Source organism: Janthinobacterium tructae, from assembly GCF_006517255.1.
Taxonomy (GTDB): Bacteria; Pseudomonadota; Gammaproteobacteria; order Burkholderiales; family Burkholderiaceae_D; genus Janthinobacterium; species Janthinobacterium tructae.
In genome coordinates this window covers 5,915,318-5,934,251 of record NZ_CP041185.1, presented here as the reverse complement: position 1 = coordinate 5,934,251, position 18,934 = coordinate 5,915,318, and the positions used below count along the sequence as shown (strand labels likewise).

Below are 18,934 nucleotides of genomic sequence, written 5' to 3'. Positions count from 1 at the left end.
AATCCACCTTCTTACCCACATGAAAAATCTCTCACCCCTAACCCCGGAGTATCAAGAAATGTCCGCAGAATCGTTTGGTGGTTTCGCCACCCTGGTCAAACTGTACGGCTTCAAGGCGGCGCTGGGCATGGTCGGCGCCGCCATGCTGTACATCGTGCTGCCGCCGCTGAACAGCGACGGCACCTTCAACAAGGGCGAATTCGTCGCCCGCCTGGCCTGCGCGGGCGTGTTCTCGTGCCTGCTGGGCGGCACCGTGTATCAACTGCTGTGCGCCCAGCTCCCAGCCATCGGCGCCATGGTCAACGCCTCCGCCATCGACCTGATCGTCGGCGCCCCAGGCTGGTGGGTATCGCGCGCCGTGGCCCTGTGGTTCCAGCGCCGCAGCGACAAGGACATCGCCGAGCTGGTCAAAGACGCGAAGGAACACTGATGGCCAGCACCGACAATCCACTGATCGCGCGCGTTATCGACGCCATCCTGCGCGCCGAAGGCGGCTACGTGAACGACCCGCAAGACAAGGGCGGCGAAACCAATTACGGTATCACCGTGGCGGTGGCGCGCGCCAACGGCTACACAGGGCCGATGCGCGACCTGCCCGTGGCGGTGGCGCGCGCCATCTACACGGCGCGCTACATCACGGAACCGAAGTTCGACCAGGTGCTGGCCCTGCACGCCGGCATCGGCGCCGAAGTGATCGACACGGGCGTCAACATGGGGCCGCACCGCGCGGCCGAGTTCCTGCAGCGCTGGCTGAACGGTTTCAATGACACGGGCGCGCGCTATCCCGCTCTGTTCGTCGACGGCCGCCTGGGCGTGCAGTCGCTGGGTGCGCTGGCCACCTTCCTGACATGGCGCGGCCAGGATGGCGCCGCCGTGCTGCTGCGCGCCTTGAACGGCTTGCAGGCGGCGCGTTACCTGGAAATCACGGAGGCCAACAAGACCCAGCGCCGTTTTCTGTTCGGCTGGATCAAGGAACGGGTGGCCATGTGAGCACGACCACCTGGCGCCCGCTGGCCGCCGTTCTCCTGTGCGGCGCCATCGCAGGCTGGACGGCGCAGGGCTGGCGCAAGGATGCCAGCATCGCCGCACTGCACCGGGCGGCGGCCACTGCCAACACGACCGCCGCCACCGCGCTGGCCCAAGCCACCGCCCGCGTGCTGACGCTGGAACGCGCCACCGGCGCAGCCCTGGTGCAGCGCGCCGACCACCTTACCCAGGATCAAACCCATGCAAAAACTGAGCGTGACCGTTTTAACGATGACGTGCGCAGCGGCGCTGTGCGCCTGTCAATCCCCGTCGCCAGCGGCCACTGCACCGCAACTGCAGATTCCGCCGCTGCCGCAAGCCATCAGCACCAAGCGCGCGCCGAACTTGACCCAGCGACTGCGACAGCTCTTGACGCCATTGCCGGCGACGGCGACGACGCCACCCGCCAGCTGAATGCCTGCATCGACGCCTATAACACCGTGCGAGACACCTACCATGTACAAACCGAATAGCCTGCGCCAGCACCTGGCCGCCGCCATCCCCGACCTGCGGCGCGATCCCGACCGCCTGCTGGTTTTCGCCGACGAGGGCAACGTGGTGGCCACCGCCACCGCCTCCCTCTCCTTCGAATACCGCTTCAAGCTCAATCTGATCGTCACCGATTACGCGGGCGACGCCGACGCCATCATGGTGGCCCTGATCGCCTGGCTGAAAGTGCATCAGCTCGACCTGATGGCCAACGAGGAAACGCGCAAGCACGGCATCGCCTTCGAAGTCGATTTTAATAACCATGAAACGGTCGATATTTCGATCAAGCTGGACCTGACCGAGCGCGTGGCCGTCAAGGCCGGCGAGGCGGGCCGCCTCGATATCAAGCACCTGGCCGAGATACAGCACATGCCCGCCTACGCAGACGAGTTCTGGAAGCTGTATGACGGCGACACCCTGCTGGCCGAATGGCGCACGCCCGAGGCGACAGCATGAGTGACGACCTGCAAGCGTTGGAAGCCTGGGCCGGCGCCCTGCTGGCCAAGCTGCAGCCGGCCCAGCGCCGCACCATCAATCACAAGGTGGCCATCGACTTGCGCCGCAGCCAGGCGCAGCGCATCAAGGCGCAGCAAGGGCCGGATGGCACGGCCTACCCGGCGCGCAAGCAACGCAAGGAATTCAAGGGCAAGAATGGACGGATCAAGCGGCAGAAGGCGGCGATGTTCGCCAAGATCCGCACCGCGAAACACCTGAGAGTGAAGGCGAGCGGCGACCAGATCGAAGTCGGCTTCTTTGGCTGGGTGGCGCGCGTGGCGCGGGTCCATCAGTTTGGCCAGCAAGACCGCGTGTCAAAAAAAGGGCCCGCCTACAAATACCCCGAGCGGCCGCTGCTGGGCTTGAGTGACCCGGATCGAACGTTGATACGCGAATCTCTGCTGCGTCATACGGAAAAAAACTAAGATACTTCAATGCAAACTTCAACTGACATCAGGAAAAATTGGGCAAGAATAAAAGATTGACAAAAATAGATTTTAAAAATACATTTCAAATTGATGCTTTGAAATTATATTTGACGAATACTAATCGGAGGGTCTTTGAAAATTTGTCTAAATCATGTTTGGTTTAACATATCCGCTGCACTTGTTTTGAGTGGAATTACTTCAGTTGCCGTCGCCGCGAACGAAAAAGGAAATCCCCCGCCTCGTGCTTATGAGGATAGGGTTTACGTTAATGACGAGCGACTTCCAAATTACGGCGATACTCGACCGCGCACCTATGGATCGTATAGTACGAAAAATGGAAATTCGGGTGGGGGTCGCAGTTCACCGGCGAAGGAGAAGTCAAGCTCAGATGCCAACACGGCACCAAACGATTGCGAAGGGAAAAGTCCCTCGACATCGAATCCTGTGATCATTGCTACGGGCGAGAAATTCAAGACTGAGCATGACATAGTGGCCGAGGGCGAATTTAGTATGGGACTTGATAGAACCTATAAAAGCTTTGATACTTCTGCGCGGATGTTCGGTAATCGCTGGAACTCCACCTATGATTACGCTCCACTGCAAACATCTGGTTGCTTTCGGAGTTCAGACTACCCAAATAAGTGTATGCCAACCTCAGTGGTATTCACCTTACCTGATGGCGCAAGATATACATTCAAATCCAATGCAGCCTATAACTTCACCTACACCGTCAATAATTCTTCCGCAATGGGGAAAATGACATATTCCCCCGAAAATGGATATAAATTAATCACAGATTCGTTAATATATAACTACTCCACGCTCGGCGTAATCCAGAATATCAATACCAGAGGCGGCGTCAACCTTCTGAAATTTAACTACACCATCAACAATAAGCTCCCAAGTCGAGTAAGTAATGCTGCGGGTAATTTTATTGATTTCACCTACAATCCAGACTGGTACGTATCGAAGGCTCGTGATCAAGACGGAAATGAGTGGAGCTACCAATACGCCAATGTCAATTTACTTTCATCCGTCACCTCACCAGGAACATCACCAGATATTCGAACATATCACTATGAAAGCCCCAACATTGATTATTCACTTTTAACAGGATTGTCAATTAATGGAGAGCGCTACAGCACCTATAGCTATTATGCAGATAAACGTGTGCATGTAAGCTCACTTACCGGAGGCGAGGAAAATGATACTTTTACTTACGCACACAATTCAACAACAATAAAAAATTCAACCAATCAGACAACCACCTATACATTTGCCCCAGTTCAAGGTGCGCTTAAACTAAGTACTGTTTCACGAGCGGCTTCCAGTACATGTTCCGCTGCCAATGCACATACAAGCTATGACTCCAATGGCTGGGTAGACTATACGTTGGATTGGAATGGAGTAAAAAAAGATTATACTTACGATGCGACTGGAAAACTGTTGCAGTTGACTAATGCAGCAGGTACGTCATTGGGGGAAAAACAAATTTACACATGGAATGGAAATAACTTAATCCAAGTAGACTTTTACGATTCTTCTGGATTAAATATTTCGAGTACTGCCTATACATACTTTTCCAGTGGATTCGGATTGAATCGTCTCGCATCTGAAACAGTAACGGATATTTTGACGGGTAGCCAACGAAAATTTGAATATCAGTATACATATTATCCATCTGGCGTAACCAATACGTACACAGTCAATCAAACCTTGCCGGGTGCGATTTCGTCTACAATTTACGCCTATGATAGCGCAGCGAATCTTACATCAGTCACTAATGCGCTAGGCCATCAAGTGAAGTATTCGGCCTATAACGGACGAGGATTTCCGAGCCGGTTGGTCGATGTAAATGGCGTTACGACCGACTACACGTATGATGAAAAGAGTAATTTACTCACCGCTGTGGAAAATATAAGTGGCGGTGTTCGGACAACAACATATACGTACAATCATGCTCGTCAGCCTAGTACGATAGCTTATCCTGACGGTAGCATGGCGCGCTACCAATATAACGCAGCTGGCCGGCTGGAATCAGTCGGTGACGCGCTGGGTGAGGTCGAGCTGAGAGCAGTGAACATAACTGACAACACTGTGAAAACCAGCTCCCCCAGGCACTATGCCGACATCAATGGCTCAGTGCCAGTCGCAGTGGGCACCACGGAATTTAGCAGTACCACTATTCTTGATTCATTGGGCCGTCCATACACCCAGTTGGGCAACAATGGCCAACGTGTCGAAAAACGCTACGATAACAATGGCAATTTGACGAGCAGCAGCGATGCCGAAGAGCGTGTCAGCCTGTATACATACGATGCCGCCAACCGCCTGGTGGGCAGCACCGCGCCTGATGGCGGCACGACGGTCCTGGAATATGATGCACAGGGCAACCTGGCATCAGTGACCGATCCGCGGCCGCTGCAAACGCGTTACACCTATAACGGCTTTGGCCAGGTTACCAGCGTCGTCAGTCCGGATACGGGCACGACGACATATGCCTACGATAGTGCAGGGCGCCTCATGAGTGAAACAAATTCTGCCGGCATCGTCATTCAATATACGTGGGATGCCTTGGGACGCAAGACTACCCGCAGCAGCGGTGGTTATGTCGATACATTTATCTATGATCAAGGCGCTTATGGCAAGGGACGTTTATCGGGCTTCAGCGATGGTACAGGGAAAACTGCGTATAGCTATAACGCAGCGGGACAAATCATCCAGCAGGTAAATACGATTTATGGTAACGTATTTACGACAAGTTGGAATTACGATGCGGTTGGCCGATTGACTAGCATGACCTACCCAACTGGTCTGGTCATCAATTATCACTATGACGGTGTAGGGCGTGTCTCGTCAGTGACCAGTCAGGGCGCGTGGAGCACTATCGCTGATTCGTTTCTCTATCAGCCCGTCAGCGGCAAGCGTTATGCCTGGCGTTTCGGAAACAACCAGCCGCGCAGGGTTACTTATGATGCCGATGGCCGTATTAGGTTACTGGCTGGTGGCCCACACCATGTTGATATGGGATATAACTCTGTGAATAATGTCACGCAGATGACCGACTACGGCAACCCGGCGCAGTCACAGACACTCGATTACGACATGGCTGATCGGGTTAAAAATATATGGCGTAATGGTGACCCGCAGTACTTTGCCAGTGATCAGGCAGGCAATCGTACGGTTCATATTCGCAATTATGTTGCCTACAATTTTGTATTGGATAGCAGCAGCAACCGGCTTGTATCGTGGCATGGCAATAACCAGGTTCGAAATTTTACGTATGACGCAATTGGAAATGTTGTCACCGACTCACGATACGATGGCAGCCGAGTATATATGTATGATGTGTTTAACCGGATTTACGGCATAAACATCAATGGCAATATTGTTGCTTATCGCAGTAATGCGCTCAATCAGCGTGTCGCAAAAAGCAATACCTTCATGATCTATGGACTACAAGGAGAGTTGCTAGCCGAGTTGAACCCTGTGAATACCAGTTACGTCTGGCTCGGCGGAGAGCTGTTGGGCGTGGCGCGCAGCGGCCAATTCTACGCCAGCCACAATGACCATCTAGGACGCCCTGAAGTTCTGACCAATGCCAGCGGCGCCGTCGCTTGGCGCGCCACCAATGCCGCATTTGACCGCACCGTCATCGTCGACAATATCGGCGGCATGCATGTCGGATTCCCGGGGCAGTACTACGATACCGAGTCAGGGTTGTGGTACAACTGGAATCGTTACTATGATGCGTCACTGGGACGGTATTTGCAGAGTGATCCGATTGGATTGGCGGGCGGTACGAATACTTATGCATACGTAAATGGAAATCCGCTATCGTATGTTGACCCAACAGGGGAACTTTTCTTTGTACCTGCGGTAATAGTTGCCGGAAGAGTTGCCTATACAGGTTATCGGACTTACAGAGCTTACCAAGCTGCCAGCAAGCTTGCAGATGCAATTAAGGCCGCCAACAGGAATAATGAAAACGATTCTTTTGGTAAATGCAGCATGAAGAATGCGAAAAAAGGAGCAGGCGATGGAGGCATGCCAGGAAATAATCAAGATCAAAATAAACAGGCAAAGGACGCAGCTGCTAAATTTGGACTCGACGATAGTAAGCAACGTATACTTCACGATGAAATAAGTGGACAAAATTACAACTATCAGGAAATTTTAGAAATTGCCAGGGAGATTGCCAATGGACGATATTAAATACACAGTAAATTCCGCTAATGAATTCTATGAAAGACTCATTGGGAAAGATTGTTGGTCAATTATCGCCGGCCCAGGCACTGGCTCTATGGTTTCCTTCTATTTCGGAGGTAAAATTCGGAGGGAGCGACCATTGAAAAACTCTACATTATCTCTTGAGCAACGACAATTTGACGGCGAGTTTGTGATATTTGTAAAGCATTCTGAATGGAATGTTTTACATGAAAATGAAATAATTTGCACTAGCAACGATAACAATGAGAAAAATGGAAAAATGCTTTATGGGCTTAATATATTAGTCGGAAAATCTATAGTTTTCGCAAGAATCACCAATGAGTACGGCGGTCTTAATTTGGAATTTAGTGAAGGTTGGTTTCTCAACCTAATAGGAATTGAGAACAATACGGATTTAGACAGTTACTCACTGTTCCATAGTGGAAAATTAATTTCCAACATCGTTAAAAAAAGTGAGAATCACTAAGAAATTTATACTTTTGGAAACGAAAATTTATCAAAACTAATTTCAACTTCTTCCGCATTATCATGTAGATAATAATTCGTAGCTACTAAGCCACTTATCAACCCGCGCCCGCGTGCATCCGCACGCGGACTTCGGCAACATGCACTGCATGAACGCCGACCTGTCCGACCTCCTCCGCTTGCTGCAAAACCTGATCCGCCTGGGCACCATTGCCGAGGTCAAAGGCGCCAGGGCGCGCGTCCAGCTCGGGCCAACCCTCACCACTGAATGGCTGAAATGGGCCACACGGCGCGCCGGCAGCACGCGAACCTGGTCGGCGCCCACAGTGGGCGAACAGGTGATCGTCTTTTCCCCGGGCGGCGACCTGACGCGCGGCATCATCCTGCCGGCGCTGTACTCGCAGGAGTTTGACGCGCCTGAGTCCAACGACAGCATCCACACCACGCACTACCCCGACGGCGCCGTGGTGCAGTACGACCACGCGGCCCACGCCCTGACGGCCACGCTGCCCGGCGGCACCGCCACCATCACCGCCGACAAGGTCACGTCGAACGCGCCCAGCACCATCTGCACGGGCGATTTGACCGTCATGAAAAACCTGATCGTCATGCAGGGTGCTACCGTCAAGGGCAGCGTCAAGGCTAGCGGCGACGTACTGGCCGGCGCCATCAGCCTGGCCAAGCATCCGCATGGTGGCGTCAAGGCCGGCGGCGACAAGTCGGGCGGACCGCAATCATGATGGGCATGCACGCCGCCACCGGGCGCAGCCTGACGGGCCTGGGCCACCTGCGCCAGTCCGTGACCGACATTCTCACCACGCCGATGGGTTCGCGCATCCGGCGCCGCCGCTATGGTTCCGAAGTGCCCGAGCTGATCGATCAGCCCCTGAACAGCGCCACGCAGTTGCGCATCTATGCCGCCACCGCCTTTGCCCTGCGCCGCTGGGAGCCGCGCCTGCAGCTCGCCAGCGTACAGCTCACGCGCGACACGGACGGCGCCATCGCGCTGCTGCTCGATGGCACGGCGAATGGCCAGGGCATCACCCTGTCCGTGCCCGTCAAGCAAGGCGGCACAGTATGAGCACGCCCATCGACCTGACCCAATTGCCGGCGCCCAGCGTCGTGGAAGTGCTGGACTTCGAAACCATTCTGGCCAAGCGCAAGGCGCACCTGGTCAGCCTGCTGCCGGAAGCCGAGCGCGCCGCCGTCACGGCCCTGTTGGAGCTGGAGTCGGAACCGGCCACCAAGCTGCTGGAAGAGAACAGCTATCAGGAAACCATCCTGCGCAACCGCGTCAACGAAGCGGGCAAGGCCATCATGCTGGCGTTTGCCCTCGATGGCGACCTGGACCAGCTGGGCGCCAACGTCAACGTGGCGCGCCTGGTCATCACGCCGGCCAATCCGAACGCCCTGCCGCCGGTGCTTGCGGTCATGGAAGACAACGACGCCTATCGCCTGCGCATCCAGGAAGCGCCGGACGGCCTGTCCGTAGCCGGCCCGAAGGCGTCGTATGAATTCCACGCGCGCAGCAGCGACGGCCACGTCAAGGACGCGAGCGCCACCAGCCCCGCGCCGGCAAGCGTCACAGTCACGGTGCTGGCCAACAACGACACAGGCATCGCCGACGCCGCGCTGCTGGCCACCGTGGCGCGCGCACTCAACGCCGAGGACGTGCGTCCCCTGGGTGATCGCCTGACGGTGCAGGCCGCCCAAGTCATCGACTACCAGATCGAGGCCACCTTGTTTATCGGCGTCGGCCCGGAGGTGCCGATTCTGCTGGACGCCGCGCGCGCCAACGCCGTGCGCGTGTCGCAGCCGCGCCGCCCGCTGGGGCACAGCATCTATCGTTCCGCCTGCAGCGCCGCCGTCCACGTCGAGGGCGTGCGCAAGGTCGTCTTGACCAGCCCGGCTGCGGACATCGAACTGAACGCCACCCAGGCCGCGCGCTGCACGGCCATCAAGCTCAATGTCGTGGTGCTCGATGAATAAGCTCGTGCCCACCCTGCCGCCCAACACCACGGCGCTGGAGCGCGCCATTGCCGTGGCCTGCGCCGAGCTGGTCAACGTGCCCGTGCCACTGCGCGACCTGTGGAACGCCGACCGCTGCCCGGTTGTCCTGCTGCCGTTTCTGGCCTGGGCCTGTTCCGTCGACCGCTGGGACGACGCCTGGCCCGAATCGATCAAGCGCGGCACCATCAAGGCGTCCTATTTCATCCACAAGCACAAAGGCACGATTGCCGCCGTGCGCCGCGTGGTCGAGTCCCTGGGCTACGTGATCCGCATCACCGAATGGTGGCAGACCGCACCGCCAGGCGTACCCGGCACTTTTCGCCTTGACGTGGGCGTGCTCGGCTCAGGCATCACCGATGAGATGTTCCTGGAAATGGAACGCCTGATCGCCGACGCCAAACCTGTCAGCCGACACATGACAGGGCTGGCAATTTATCTGGAAAGTCGCGGCACGCTACAAGTAGGCGTGGCCGCCTATCACGGCGACGTCATGACCGTTTATCCATGGATCGCTGAAATCATCGAAGTGCGCGGCGCTCTTTTGCAGGCCGGCACATCCCACACCATTGACACTCTGACTATTTATCCATGAGCACATTTTTCGCCATCCTGACCGAACTGGGTGAAGCCAAGCTGGCAAACGCCATTGCCCTGGGCGGCACACTGAAACTCAAAAACATGGCCGTGGGCGATGGCAACGGCAATCTGCCGATGCCTGATCGCAAGCAAAAGGCGCTCGTCCGTGAGGTCCGCCGCGCGGGCTTAAACCAGTTGACAGTCGATCCGGCGAACGCCAGCCAGATCATCGTCGAACAGGTGCTCCCCGAAGACGTCGGCGGTTGGTGGCTGCGCGAAATCGGCATCTATGACGAAGCCGGCGACCTCTGCGTCGTTGCCAACTGCCCGCCCAGCTACAAACCGGTGATGACTGAGGGGAGCGGACGCACGCAAGTGGTGCGTGTCGTGCTGATCGTCGCCAGCACGGCGGCCATCGAACTCAAGATCGACCCATCTGTGGTGCTGGCCACGCGCAAGTATGTCGATGAACAAATTATGACCGTGCGTGCCTACGGTGCCGAGGAGCTGGGCAAGCTACGCAGCTATGTCGATGAGCAGGACGGCAAAGTCATGATCTACAGCGAGCAACAACTTGCTGGGCATGTGGGCGATGCTGATCCACACCCGCGACTGGCGCAGCGCAACTATGTCGATGAGCAAGATAGCAAAGTCATGATCTACAGCGAGCAACAACTTGCTGGGCATGTGGACGCTGATAATCCACATCCTCGCCTGGCCAAGCGCTCCTATGTTGACCAGCAAGACGATAACGTCCGTCTACATGGCGAGCAGCAGTTGGAAAACCACATGACTGACGTGCGACGCTATGCCGATGAGCAGGACGGTAAGGTCATGATCTACGGCGAGCAACAACTTGCTGCGCATAGGGACGATGCTGATCCACACCCGCGACTGGCCAAGCGCTCCTATGTCGATGAGCAAGACAGCAAAGTAATGGTCTATGGCGAGGGGCAACTGGCCAAACACGCCGAAGCGAAGGATCCCCATCCGCAATACAGCATGAAGGAGGTGGCGACGCTATCCAAGTTTGACGCGTCGAAAAAACTGGTCAATGCCGAGTTTGTCCGCACCAATGGCGTCAGGCATGGTGCATCGTTCGGGTTTTCGGCAGCAGCAGCGCTCACAGTAGAACACGTGGGTGGCTTTATCTATACCTTTGGCAATGGCGGCTTTACCTTGACTTTGCCGCTGGGTGCAGACTTGCCTGCAGGAGCGAGCATCACGTATTCCAACCAGGGCGGTATTGCTTCGGCCCCTGTCACCATCAGCCGGCAGGGCGCCGATACGATCCAAGCTAATGGCGGCTTTGTCAATGCGTGCCACGTTGAATCTGGCGGTTCGCTCGTCCTGGTGCATGTAGGCAATGGCGCGTGGATTGCAACAGGCACAGGCGTGCTTGCCAGCTCAGGAGATTTTGCCGCGTCGCTCACGACGAATGGCTATCAAAACCTGCCGAGTGGCGAAATTCGGCAGTGGATACAAGCTGTCATCGATTCTAGCGGAATTGTATCTTTCCCAATTGCATTTCCGAATGCCCTTTTGACGGTATCGGCGGTGTCTGGCAACGGCGTCAGCCCCATGTATTACGCCACCGGTTCCGCGACTTTGTCATCTGTCGTGGTCACAGCAAACGCCCCTGGCGCCGCAGTGGTCACGGTCTACGCCACAGGAAAATAATGCATAAATATTTCTCAGTATCAACAGGCGGCTTTTATATCGAAGCACTGCGCGCCGCCTATGACGCCGCCGGGACTTGGCCAGCCGATGCGCTTCCTGTCACGCCAGCCGATGAAGCCATGCTGCGCGAAGCGATCTGCGCTGGCGCGACGATCCGTAAAAAATCCGGTGGCAAATGGAGCATTGCCGCGCGCCCGGCGCCCTCCTTTGCAGTCTTGGCAGCGCCGTATCTGGCCAGCGTGCGCCAGGTGCGCGACGCCATCCTCAACCGTCTGGCCGGCATTGGCTTTGCTGCCGTGGCCAGCGGCGACACGGACACCGTGCAAGCGATTGTCCAGGCCCGTACCGGCTTGCTCGACATCACGATCTGCGAGGCTGTCGCCGCCGCGCACGATCTCGATGCGCTGCAAGCGGCTGTCGGTGCCGAATACCAGCGCATCGCCGACACCCTGCCGGACGAGGCCCGGCGTGCCTTTGCCGATGCCGGCATCACATTGACGCCAAACGTGGCACCAGCCGTCACCCCGTAATACCCCAATATTCACCACCTGCCAGGAGAACAAACGATGTCCACCGACTACCACCATGGCGTGCGCGTCATTGAAATCAACGAGGGTTCGCGCCCGATCCGCACCGTGTCCACCGCCGTGCTGGGCCTGATCGCCACGGCCGACGATGCCGACCCGGCGGCCTTCCCGCTCGATACCCCGGTGCTCGTCACCAACGTTCTGGCCGCCATGGGCAAGGCCGGCAAGACGGGCACCTTGTACCGCGCACTGGAAGCTATCGCCGCGCAGACCAAGCCGCTCACCGTCGTGGTGCGCGTGGCCGAAGGCGAAACGGAAGCGGAAACCACCAGCAACGCCGTGGGCGGCGTATCGCCAGATGGCAAGTACCTGGGCGCCCAGGCGCTGCTGGCCGCGCAAAGCAAGTTGGGCGTGAAACCGCGCATCCTTGGCGCGCCTGGCCTCGACACCCAGGCCGTCACCAACGCCATGGCCAGCGTGGCACAGCGCCTGCGCGCCTTCGTGTATGCCTCGGCCTATGGCTGCGCCACCGTCGCGGCGGCCACCACCTATCGCGGCCAGTTCGGCCAGCGCGAGGTCATGATCATCTGGCCGGATTTTGTGAACTGGGATACCGCCACCGATGCCGAGGCCAGCATTTCGGCCGTCGCTTACGCCATGGGCCTGCGCGCCAAGATCGACGAGGAAACGGGCTGGCACAAGACGCTGTCCAACGTCGTCATCAACGGCCCGACCGGCATCACCAAGGACGTGTTTTTCGACCTGCAAGACCCGGCCACCGATGCCGGCGTGCTCAACGCCAAGGAAGTAACCACCTTGATTAACATGGGCGGCTACCGTTTCTGGGGTTCGCGCACCTGCGAGGCGCCGGGCGGCTTCTTCTATTTCGAGAGCTACACGCGCACGGCCCAGGTGCTGGCCGACACCATCGCCGAAGCGCATTTCTCCTATGTCGATGTGCCCTTGCATCCGTCCCTGGTGCGCGACCTGCTGGAAAGCATCAATGCCAAGTTCCGCGACTTGAAATTGCAGGGCTACATCATCGACGGCCATGCCTGGTATGACGAGCAATACAACGACAAGACGGCGCTGAAAGACGGCAAGCTGGCCATCGACTACGACTACACGCCCGTGCCGCCGCTGGAAAACCTGAAATTCCAGCAGCGCATCACCGACCGCTACCTGGCCGACTTCGCCTCGCGCATCGCCGCGTAGTCGTACAGGCGTCACCATCCCCACCCTGCCCGCGCCAGCGCGGGCGCATTGAAATACTGGAGAAATTATGGGCCTGCCCCGCAAACTGAAAAACTTCAACCTGTTCCAGAACGGTGTCTCCTTCATGGGCATGGTGCCCGAAGTCACCTTGCCAAAACTCAGCCGCAAGATGGAAGAGTACCGCGCCGGCGGCATGAGCGGCCCCGTGTCCGTGGACTTCGGCAATGAGGCGCTGTCGCTGGAATGGAGCGGCGGCGGCCTGATCGCCGAAGCACTGAAACAGTACGGCGCCCACACGCACGGCGCCGTGCAACTGCGCTTTGCCGGCGCCTACCAGGAAGACGATGACGGCACCGTCGCCGCCGTGGAAGTGGTTGTGCGCGGCCGTTACAAGGAAATCGACATGGGCGGCGCCAAGATGGGAGACGACACCACGCACAAATACACCATGGCTTGCAGCTACTACAAGCTGATGATCGACGGCGCCACCGTCATCGAACTGGACTTCATGAGCGGCACCGAGAACTTTGGCGGCGGCGACACCAACGCGGCCATCCGCAAGGCCATCGGCCTGTAATCCCCCTTTTACTTACCACCACACTACCAGGACAACACCATGAATAACGATACCCAAAACCAAGCCGTCATCGAACTGGACGAGCCGATCAAGCGCGGCGACACCTTCATCACCTCGCTCACCGTACGCAAACCCAAGGCGGGCGCCCTGCGCGGCATTTCCCTGATCGAGCTGGCCAACCTGAACGTGTCGGCCCTGCAGATCGTACTGCCGCGCATTACCGAACCGACTTTGACCGCGCACGACATCGCCAACATGGACCCGGCCGACCTGCTGGCCGTGGGCGCAGAGGTTGCCGGTTTTTTGGCGAGCAAAGCCGATCGCCTTTCGGTATCCCCGGCGAAGTAGAGGACGCCATGGCCGACATTGCCGGCGTCTTCCACTGGACGCCGGCAGCGATGGACTGTTTTACGATTGATGAACTGATGGCCTGGCGCGAGCGCGCCAGGCAGAGAAGCGGAGCGGAATAGATGGCTGGTCGGGATTTGAAGTTACAGGTAGTGTTTGCAGCGCTGGACAAAATCACCGGCCCGCTGAAAAAAATCATGGGCGGCTCTAGCGACACGGCCAAGGCCTTGAAGGCCACCAGTGACCGCTTGCGCGACCTGAACGCCCAGCAAAAGAACATCAGCAAATTCCGCGAGCTGCATGGCGGCCTGGACGCCACGCGCGTCAAGCTGGAAGCGGCGCAACAAAAAGTGGCCGGCCTGGCCGTCAAGATGAAACAGGCGGAGGCGCCCACGCGCGCCATGACGCGCGAATTTAACGCCGCCGTCAAAGCGGCCGGCGCCTTGAAGACAGCCGGCCAGCAGCAGGCCCAGCAACTGCAGGTCATGCGCGAGCGCCTTGCGGGCGCCGGCATCGGCACCAAAGACCTGGCCAACCACGAGCGCACCTTGCGCCGCGAGATCGAGGCCACCAACAAAACCATGACGCTGCAGCAGCAGAAGCTGGCTAACGCGGCCACCAAGCAGCAGCGCGTCACCAATGCCACCCAGCATGCCGACAAGCTGCGCAACAAGGCGGGCAATCTGGCCATGGCCGGCGCTGGCGCGACCGCCACGGGCGCCGTCATCGGCGCGCCCGTCGTCAAGGGACTGAACGAGGCCAAGCACTATCAAACGGAAGTGGGCCGCGTCAACGCCCTTGGCCTGGGCGACAAAGTGTCAGCTGAAGCCGTCGCCTTCGCGCGCAACATGAAAACCTACGGCACCAGCCAGCTCGACAACCTGCAACTGATGCGCGACGGCATGAGCGCCTTCGCCGATGTACACCACGCGGAAATGGTCGCCCCTACCCTGGCCAAGATGAAGTTTGCCAATCACGCCTTCTTTGGCGAGGCCGAAGGCGCCGACAATGAACGCAAATTTATGGACATGCTCAAGGTCATCGAGCTGCGCGGCGGCCTGGAGAGCAAGGAAAAGTTCGAAGCCCAGGCCAATATCGTGCAGCAGGTGATTACCTCCACGGGCGGGCGCGTCGGGCCGAATGAATGGCTGAACATGATCAAGACGGGCGGCATCGCCGCCAAGGGTTTGAAGGATGACGCCTTTTACTACCAGATGGAACCGCTGGTGCAGGAAATGAGCGGCAACCGCGTCGGCACGTCCCTGATGAGCGCCTACCAGAACTTGTACCAGGGCCGCACGACGAAGCGTTCGGCCAAGAAGCTGGAAGAGTTCGGCCTGATTGGCGACAAGAGCAAGGTCAAGCACGACAAGGCGGGGCAAGTCTCGTTCCTCGATCCCGGCGCGCTGCTGGGCGCGGAACTGTTCCGCGAAAACCAATTCGAATGGCTGGAAAAGGTGCTGTTGCCGCAACTGGCCAAGAAGGGCATCACGGAAAAGAAACAGGTGCTCGACGCCATCGGCAGCATTTTTTCCAACCGCACCGCGTCGAACCTGTATTCGCAGATGTACTTGCAGCGCGTGCAGATCCACAAAAATGAAAAACTCAACCGTGGCGCCGCCGATATCGGCCGGCTGGAAAAGCTGGGGCGCGACTCGGCGGCCGGCAAGGAACTGGAGGCGCAGTCCAAGCTGGCCAACTTGAAACTGACCATGGGCGAGAAAATCTTGCCGCTATACGCGCAGGGGCTGGAACTGGCCATCAGCGCCGTGCAGCGCTTGAATGGCTTCATGGAGCGCAATCCGACCGTGGCCAAGGTCATGATTACCGCCTTCGCCGTGCTGGCGGGCCTGCTGCTGGTGCTCGGGCCGCTGATGCTGGGCATTGCCGCCATGATCGGCCCGTATGCCATGCTGCACGTCATGTTCGCCAAGATGGGCGTGAAGGGCGGCGTGCTCACGCCCATCTTGCGTGGCCTGGGCGGCGCCTTCATGTGGGCGGGACGCGCTGTGCTGTGGCTGGGCCGCGCCCTTCTGATGAACCCGATCGGCATCGCCATCACGGTCATTGCGGGCGCCGCCTATCTGATCTATAAATACTGGGAACCGATTAAGGCGTTTTTCACAGGCATCTGGTCGCACATCAAGACAGCCTTTGCTGGCGGCATTGGCGGCGTCAGCGCCTTGATCGCCAATTGGTCACCGCTGGGCCTGTTCTATCGTGCCTTCGCGGGTGTGCTGGGCTGGTTCGGCATCACGCTGCCGGCCACGTTCACCGACTTCGGCGCCAGCATCCTGCAGCGCATTACCGCATCCTGGCAACCTATCGCCGCATTCTTCGCCGATATCTGGTCGCGCCTGCGCACCGTCTGCGCTGGCGGCATGGGCAACATCACGGCCCTGATTATCAACTGGTCACCCGTCGGCGTGTTTTATCAGGCGTTCGCGGGCGTGTTGAGCTGGTTCGGCATCAAGCTGCCGGCCCAGTTCACCGAGTTCGGCGCCAACATCCTGCGCGGCCTGGTCAACGGCATCACCGGTTCCATGGGTGCCGTCAAGGACGCCATCAGCAATGCCGGTTCCAGCACCATTGCCTGGTTCAAGGAAAAGTTGGGCATCCACAGCCCGAGCCGCGTGTTTGCCCAGCTGGGCGACTACACCATGCAGGGCCTGGCCGTGGGCCTGGACCGCAGCGAGGGGGCGCCCATTGCCAAGGTATCGGGCCTGGCGCAGCGCCTGACGCAACTGGGCGCCGGCATCGCCATCGGCACGGCCACGGCATTACCCGCAAGCGCCTTCGACACGCGTGCCCCGCTGTCCCAGGGCGGGTTCGGCGCCGGCATGACCATCCAGGGCGACAAGATCGAAATCACCTTCCACGTGCAGGCCGGCACCGATCCGCAGGCCATCGCCCGCGCCGTGAGCACGGCGCTCGACCAGCGCGACCGCGAAAAGGCGGCGCGCATCCGCTCGTCCCTGCGCGACCACGATTAAGAAGGAATAACCACCATGATGATGATTTTAGGAATGTTCGTGTTCAGCCTGCCGACCCTGGCCTATCACGAGCTGCAGCGGCAAACGGAATGGAAGCACGCCAGCACGGCCCGCGTGGGCTTGCGCGACGCGCACCAGTACGTGGGGCCAGGTGATGACACGATTACCCTGTCGGGCTGGGTGGCGCCGGAACTGACCGGCTCCCTTTACTCGCTCGATGCGCTGCGCATGATGGCGGACACCGGTAAATCGTGGATTCTGATCCAGGGCACGGGCCGCATTCTCGGCTCCTACCGCATCACCAGCATGACCGAGGGCCGCACCATCCTTGACGGCAGCGGCGGCGCGCGGCGCGTCGAGTTCTCGATTACGCTCAAGCGCGACGACGACGGCGTGCTGGCCATGGTCGGCCTGGGCGACATCGGCGACCTGAAAAACATGCTCAGCATCGACGGCATGACTAGCAGCATTGCCGGCGCGGCCAAGAATGCCGTGGGCAGCGTAGTGGGCAATGTGGTCGGCGGCATCACGTCGAAATATGGCGGCGTCGTCAGAGAAATGAAAGACAAGATCGGCGGCAGCATCAGCGGCGCCATCGGCAGCGCGGCGGACAAGTTCAAATGAGCGAGCATATCCCCGCCTTCAAGGTCAGCATCGAGGACAAGGATTTGACGGCCATCGTTTCACCGCGGCTAATCAATCTGACCTTGACCCTGTGCCGTGGCGACGAGAGCGACCAGCTCGACATTTCCCTGGACGACAGCGACGGCAAGCTGGCCTTGCCGCCGCGCGGCGCGCAGATCGCCTTGGCGCTGGGCTGGCAATCGTCCGGCCTGGTGGACATGGGGAAGTTCACCGTGGACGAGGTGGAGCACAGCGGCGCGCCCGACACCATCACCCTGCGCGCCAGGTCGGCCAACCTGATCGACACGTTTAAACAGCAGCAGGAACACAGCTTCCACAAGACCACCCTGGGCGCCATCATCGAGGCGATCGCCTTTCGCAACGAGCTGGCGTCGGGCGTGTCGGCGCGCCTGCGCGATACCGCCGTCGAGCACATCGACCAGACCCACGAAAGCGATGCGGCCTTCCTGCGCCGCTTGGGCCGGAAGTACGACGCGGTGGCCACCGTCAAGAATGACACCCTGCTTTTCATTCCCATCAACCAGAGCCGCACCGCCAGCGGCAAGGCGCTGCCCGTGATCCCCATCACGCGCGCCCTGGGCGACGGCCACCGCTACCACAGCGCCGAAAGCGACGCCTACACGGGCGTGCGCGCCTTCTGGCATGACGAGCGCTACGCCCGGCGCCGCAGCGTGGTGGCCGGCGTGCCCGGCAACAGCAAGCGCCTGCGCACCACCTTCGCCAACGAAACGGACGCGCGCGCGGCGGCCGTGGCCGAATGGCAGCGCATCCTGCGCGGCCTGGCCACCTTTGAAATGAGCCTGGCCCTGGGCAACCCGGCCGTGTTCCCGCAATCGCCCGTGACGGTGAAGGGCTTCAAGCCCGAGATCGACGCCACCGAATGGCTATCAGTCAAGGTCACGCACAGCCTGGGCGGCAACGGCTTTACCACGCGTGTGGAATTTGAGACGAAAACGGAAGCGGTGGAGGCCGAACGCGAGGAAGAGAAAGACCCGGACGAAGGCGTCACGGGCGTGGTGGCCAAGTGGAAGGACGTGGCGGCGAAGAAGAAAAAGGCGGGGCAGGAGCAGGCTGGTGCTATAGGCACGCTCAAGACGCTGGAGCATCTTTACAAGAGCAAGCAGGCCGCGAAGCGAGCGGCGCTGCATGCTTGGAAACATATCGAAGAAGTGCGCGACATAATCAAAGAGAACGGCGAAGAACATTAGAAGCCTTCGTAAGCATAAGCAT

Annotated in this window: 20 protein-coding genes; all 20 read left to right on the top strand. The window is 58.8% G+C overall.

Features of this window, described 5'->3' with window-relative positions; all coding sequences use genetic code 11:
- Window positions 1–58 precede the first annotated feature (58 nt).
- The 20 genes from FJQ89_RS26205 to FJQ89_RS26110 all read left to right on the top strand — a co-directional run bounded on the left by FJQ89_RS26205 (window position 59) and on the right by FJQ89_RS26110 (window position 18,912).
- Window positions 59–430, top strand: coding sequence for a hypothetical protein (locus FJQ89_RS26205; protein ID WP_035820867.1), 372 nt, complete (start codon window positions 59–61; stop codon window positions 428–430).
- The gene (locus FJQ89_RS26200; RefSeq protein WP_141172297.1) at window positions 430–990 is read left to right on the top strand and encodes a glycoside hydrolase family 108 protein; all 561 of its coding nucleotides are present in this window, start codon (window positions 430–432) and stop codon (window positions 988–990) included. Before FJQ89_RS26205 ends, FJQ89_RS26200 begins: the two co-directional genes overlap by 1 nt.
- Window positions 987–1,499 carry a lysis system i-spanin subunit Rz gene (locus FJQ89_RS26195; RefSeq protein ID WP_141172296.1) on the top strand — a complete coding sequence of 171 codons (513 nt, stop codon included), beginning with the start codon at window positions 987–989 and terminating at the stop codon, window positions 1,497–1,499. Before FJQ89_RS26200 ends, FJQ89_RS26195 begins: the two co-directional genes overlap by 4 nt.
- Window positions 1,483–1,971 carry a phage tail protein gene (locus tag FJQ89_RS26190; protein WP_141172295.1) on the top strand — a complete coding sequence of 163 codons (489 nt, stop codon included), beginning with the start codon at window positions 1,483–1,485 and terminating at the stop codon, window positions 1,969–1,971. Before FJQ89_RS26195 ends, FJQ89_RS26190 begins: the two co-directional genes overlap by 17 nt.
- Window positions 1,968–2,435: a phage virion morphogenesis protein gene (locus FJQ89_RS26185; RefSeq protein WP_141172294.1), complete on the top strand. Its 468-nt coding sequence runs from the start codon at window positions 1,968–1,970 to the stop codon at window positions 2,433–2,435. The genes FJQ89_RS26190 and FJQ89_RS26185 overlap by 4 nt, the downstream gene beginning before the upstream one ends.
- Window positions 2,436–2,570: 135 nt before the next feature.
- Window positions 2,571–6,653, top strand: coding sequence for an RHS repeat-associated core domain-containing protein (locus tag FJQ89_RS26180; RefSeq protein WP_141172293.1), 4,083 nt, complete (start codon window positions 2,571–2,573; stop codon window positions 6,651–6,653).
- Window positions 6,640–7,134 (top strand): hypothetical protein, encoded by a 495-nt coding sequence (locus tag FJQ89_RS26175; RefSeq protein WP_141172292.1) that lies wholly within the window; start codon window positions 6,640–6,642, stop codon window positions 7,132–7,134. The genes FJQ89_RS26180 and FJQ89_RS26175 overlap by 14 nt, the downstream gene beginning before the upstream one ends.
- A 139-nt stretch (window positions 7,135–7,273) precedes the next feature.
- Window positions 7,274–7,873, top strand: coding sequence for a phage baseplate assembly protein V (locus FJQ89_RS26170; RefSeq protein ID WP_243136274.1), 600 nt, complete (start codon window positions 7,274–7,276; stop codon window positions 7,871–7,873).
- Window positions 7,870–8,214: a GPW/gp25 family protein gene (locus FJQ89_RS26165; RefSeq protein ID WP_141172291.1), complete on the top strand. Its 345-nt coding sequence runs from the start codon at window positions 7,870–7,872 to the stop codon at window positions 8,212–8,214. The genes FJQ89_RS26170 and FJQ89_RS26165 overlap by 4 nt, the downstream gene beginning before the upstream one ends.
- Window positions 8,211–9,122: a baseplate assembly protein gene (locus tag FJQ89_RS26160; RefSeq protein WP_141172290.1), complete on the top strand. Its 912-nt coding sequence runs from the start codon at window positions 8,211–8,213 to the stop codon at window positions 9,120–9,122. Before FJQ89_RS26165 ends, FJQ89_RS26160 begins: the two co-directional genes overlap by 4 nt.
- Window positions 9,115–9,735 (top strand): phage tail protein I, encoded by a 621-nt coding sequence (locus FJQ89_RS26155; RefSeq protein WP_205704536.1) that lies wholly within the window; start codon window positions 9,115–9,117, stop codon window positions 9,733–9,735. The genes FJQ89_RS26160 and FJQ89_RS26155 overlap by 8 nt, the downstream gene beginning before the upstream one ends.
- On the top strand, window positions 9,732–11,399 hold the full coding sequence (locus FJQ89_RS26150) for a phage tail protein (RefSeq protein WP_141172289.1): 1,668 nt from the start codon (window positions 9,732–9,734) through the stop codon (window positions 11,397–11,399). The genes FJQ89_RS26155 and FJQ89_RS26150 overlap by 4 nt, the downstream gene beginning before the upstream one ends.
- On the top strand, window positions 11,399–11,929 hold the full coding sequence (locus FJQ89_RS26145) for a hypothetical protein (RefSeq protein ID WP_141172288.1): 531 nt from the start codon (window positions 11,399–11,401) through the stop codon (window positions 11,927–11,929). The genes FJQ89_RS26150 and FJQ89_RS26145 overlap by 1 nt, the downstream gene beginning before the upstream one ends.
- Before the next feature lie 36 nt (window positions 11,930–11,965).
- On the top strand, window positions 11,966–13,141 hold the full coding sequence (locus FJQ89_RS26140; RefSeq protein WP_141172287.1) for a phage tail sheath protein: 1,176 nt from the start codon (window positions 11,966–11,968) through the stop codon (window positions 13,139–13,141).
- Window positions 13,142–13,208: 67 nt separating this feature from the next.
- A complete protein-coding gene (locus FJQ89_RS26135) occupies window positions 13,209–13,718 on the top strand; it encodes a phage major tail tube protein (protein WP_046682355.1) in 510 nt (169 codons plus the stop codon).
- 39 nt (window positions 13,719–13,757) lie between these two features.
- Window positions 13,758–14,066 (top strand): phage tail assembly protein, encoded by a 309-nt coding sequence (locus FJQ89_RS26130; protein ID WP_058050288.1) that lies wholly within the window; start codon window positions 13,758–13,760, stop codon window positions 14,064–14,066.
- A gap of 8 nt (window positions 14,067–14,074) precedes the next feature.
- On the top strand, window positions 14,075–14,188 hold the full coding sequence (locus FJQ89_RS26125) for a GpE family phage tail protein (protein ID WP_141172286.1): 114 nt from the start codon (window positions 14,075–14,077) through the stop codon (window positions 14,186–14,188).
- Window positions 14,189–17,059 carry a phage tail tape measure protein gene (locus tag FJQ89_RS26120; RefSeq protein ID WP_423245174.1) on the top strand — a complete coding sequence of 957 codons (2,871 nt, stop codon included), beginning with the start codon at window positions 14,189–14,191 and terminating at the stop codon, window positions 17,057–17,059.
- A gap of 15 nt (window positions 17,060–17,074) precedes the next feature.
- Window positions 17,075–17,683 carry a phage tail protein gene (locus FJQ89_RS26115; protein WP_141172284.1) on the top strand — a complete coding sequence of 203 codons (609 nt, stop codon included), beginning with the start codon at window positions 17,075–17,077 and terminating at the stop codon, window positions 17,681–17,683.
- Entirely contained in the window at window positions 17,680–18,912 is a 1,233-nt protein-coding gene (locus FJQ89_RS26110) for a phage late control D family protein (RefSeq protein WP_141172283.1), read from the top strand. Before FJQ89_RS26115 ends, FJQ89_RS26110 begins: the two co-directional genes overlap by 4 nt.
- Window positions 18,913–18,934: the final 22 nt, after the last annotated feature.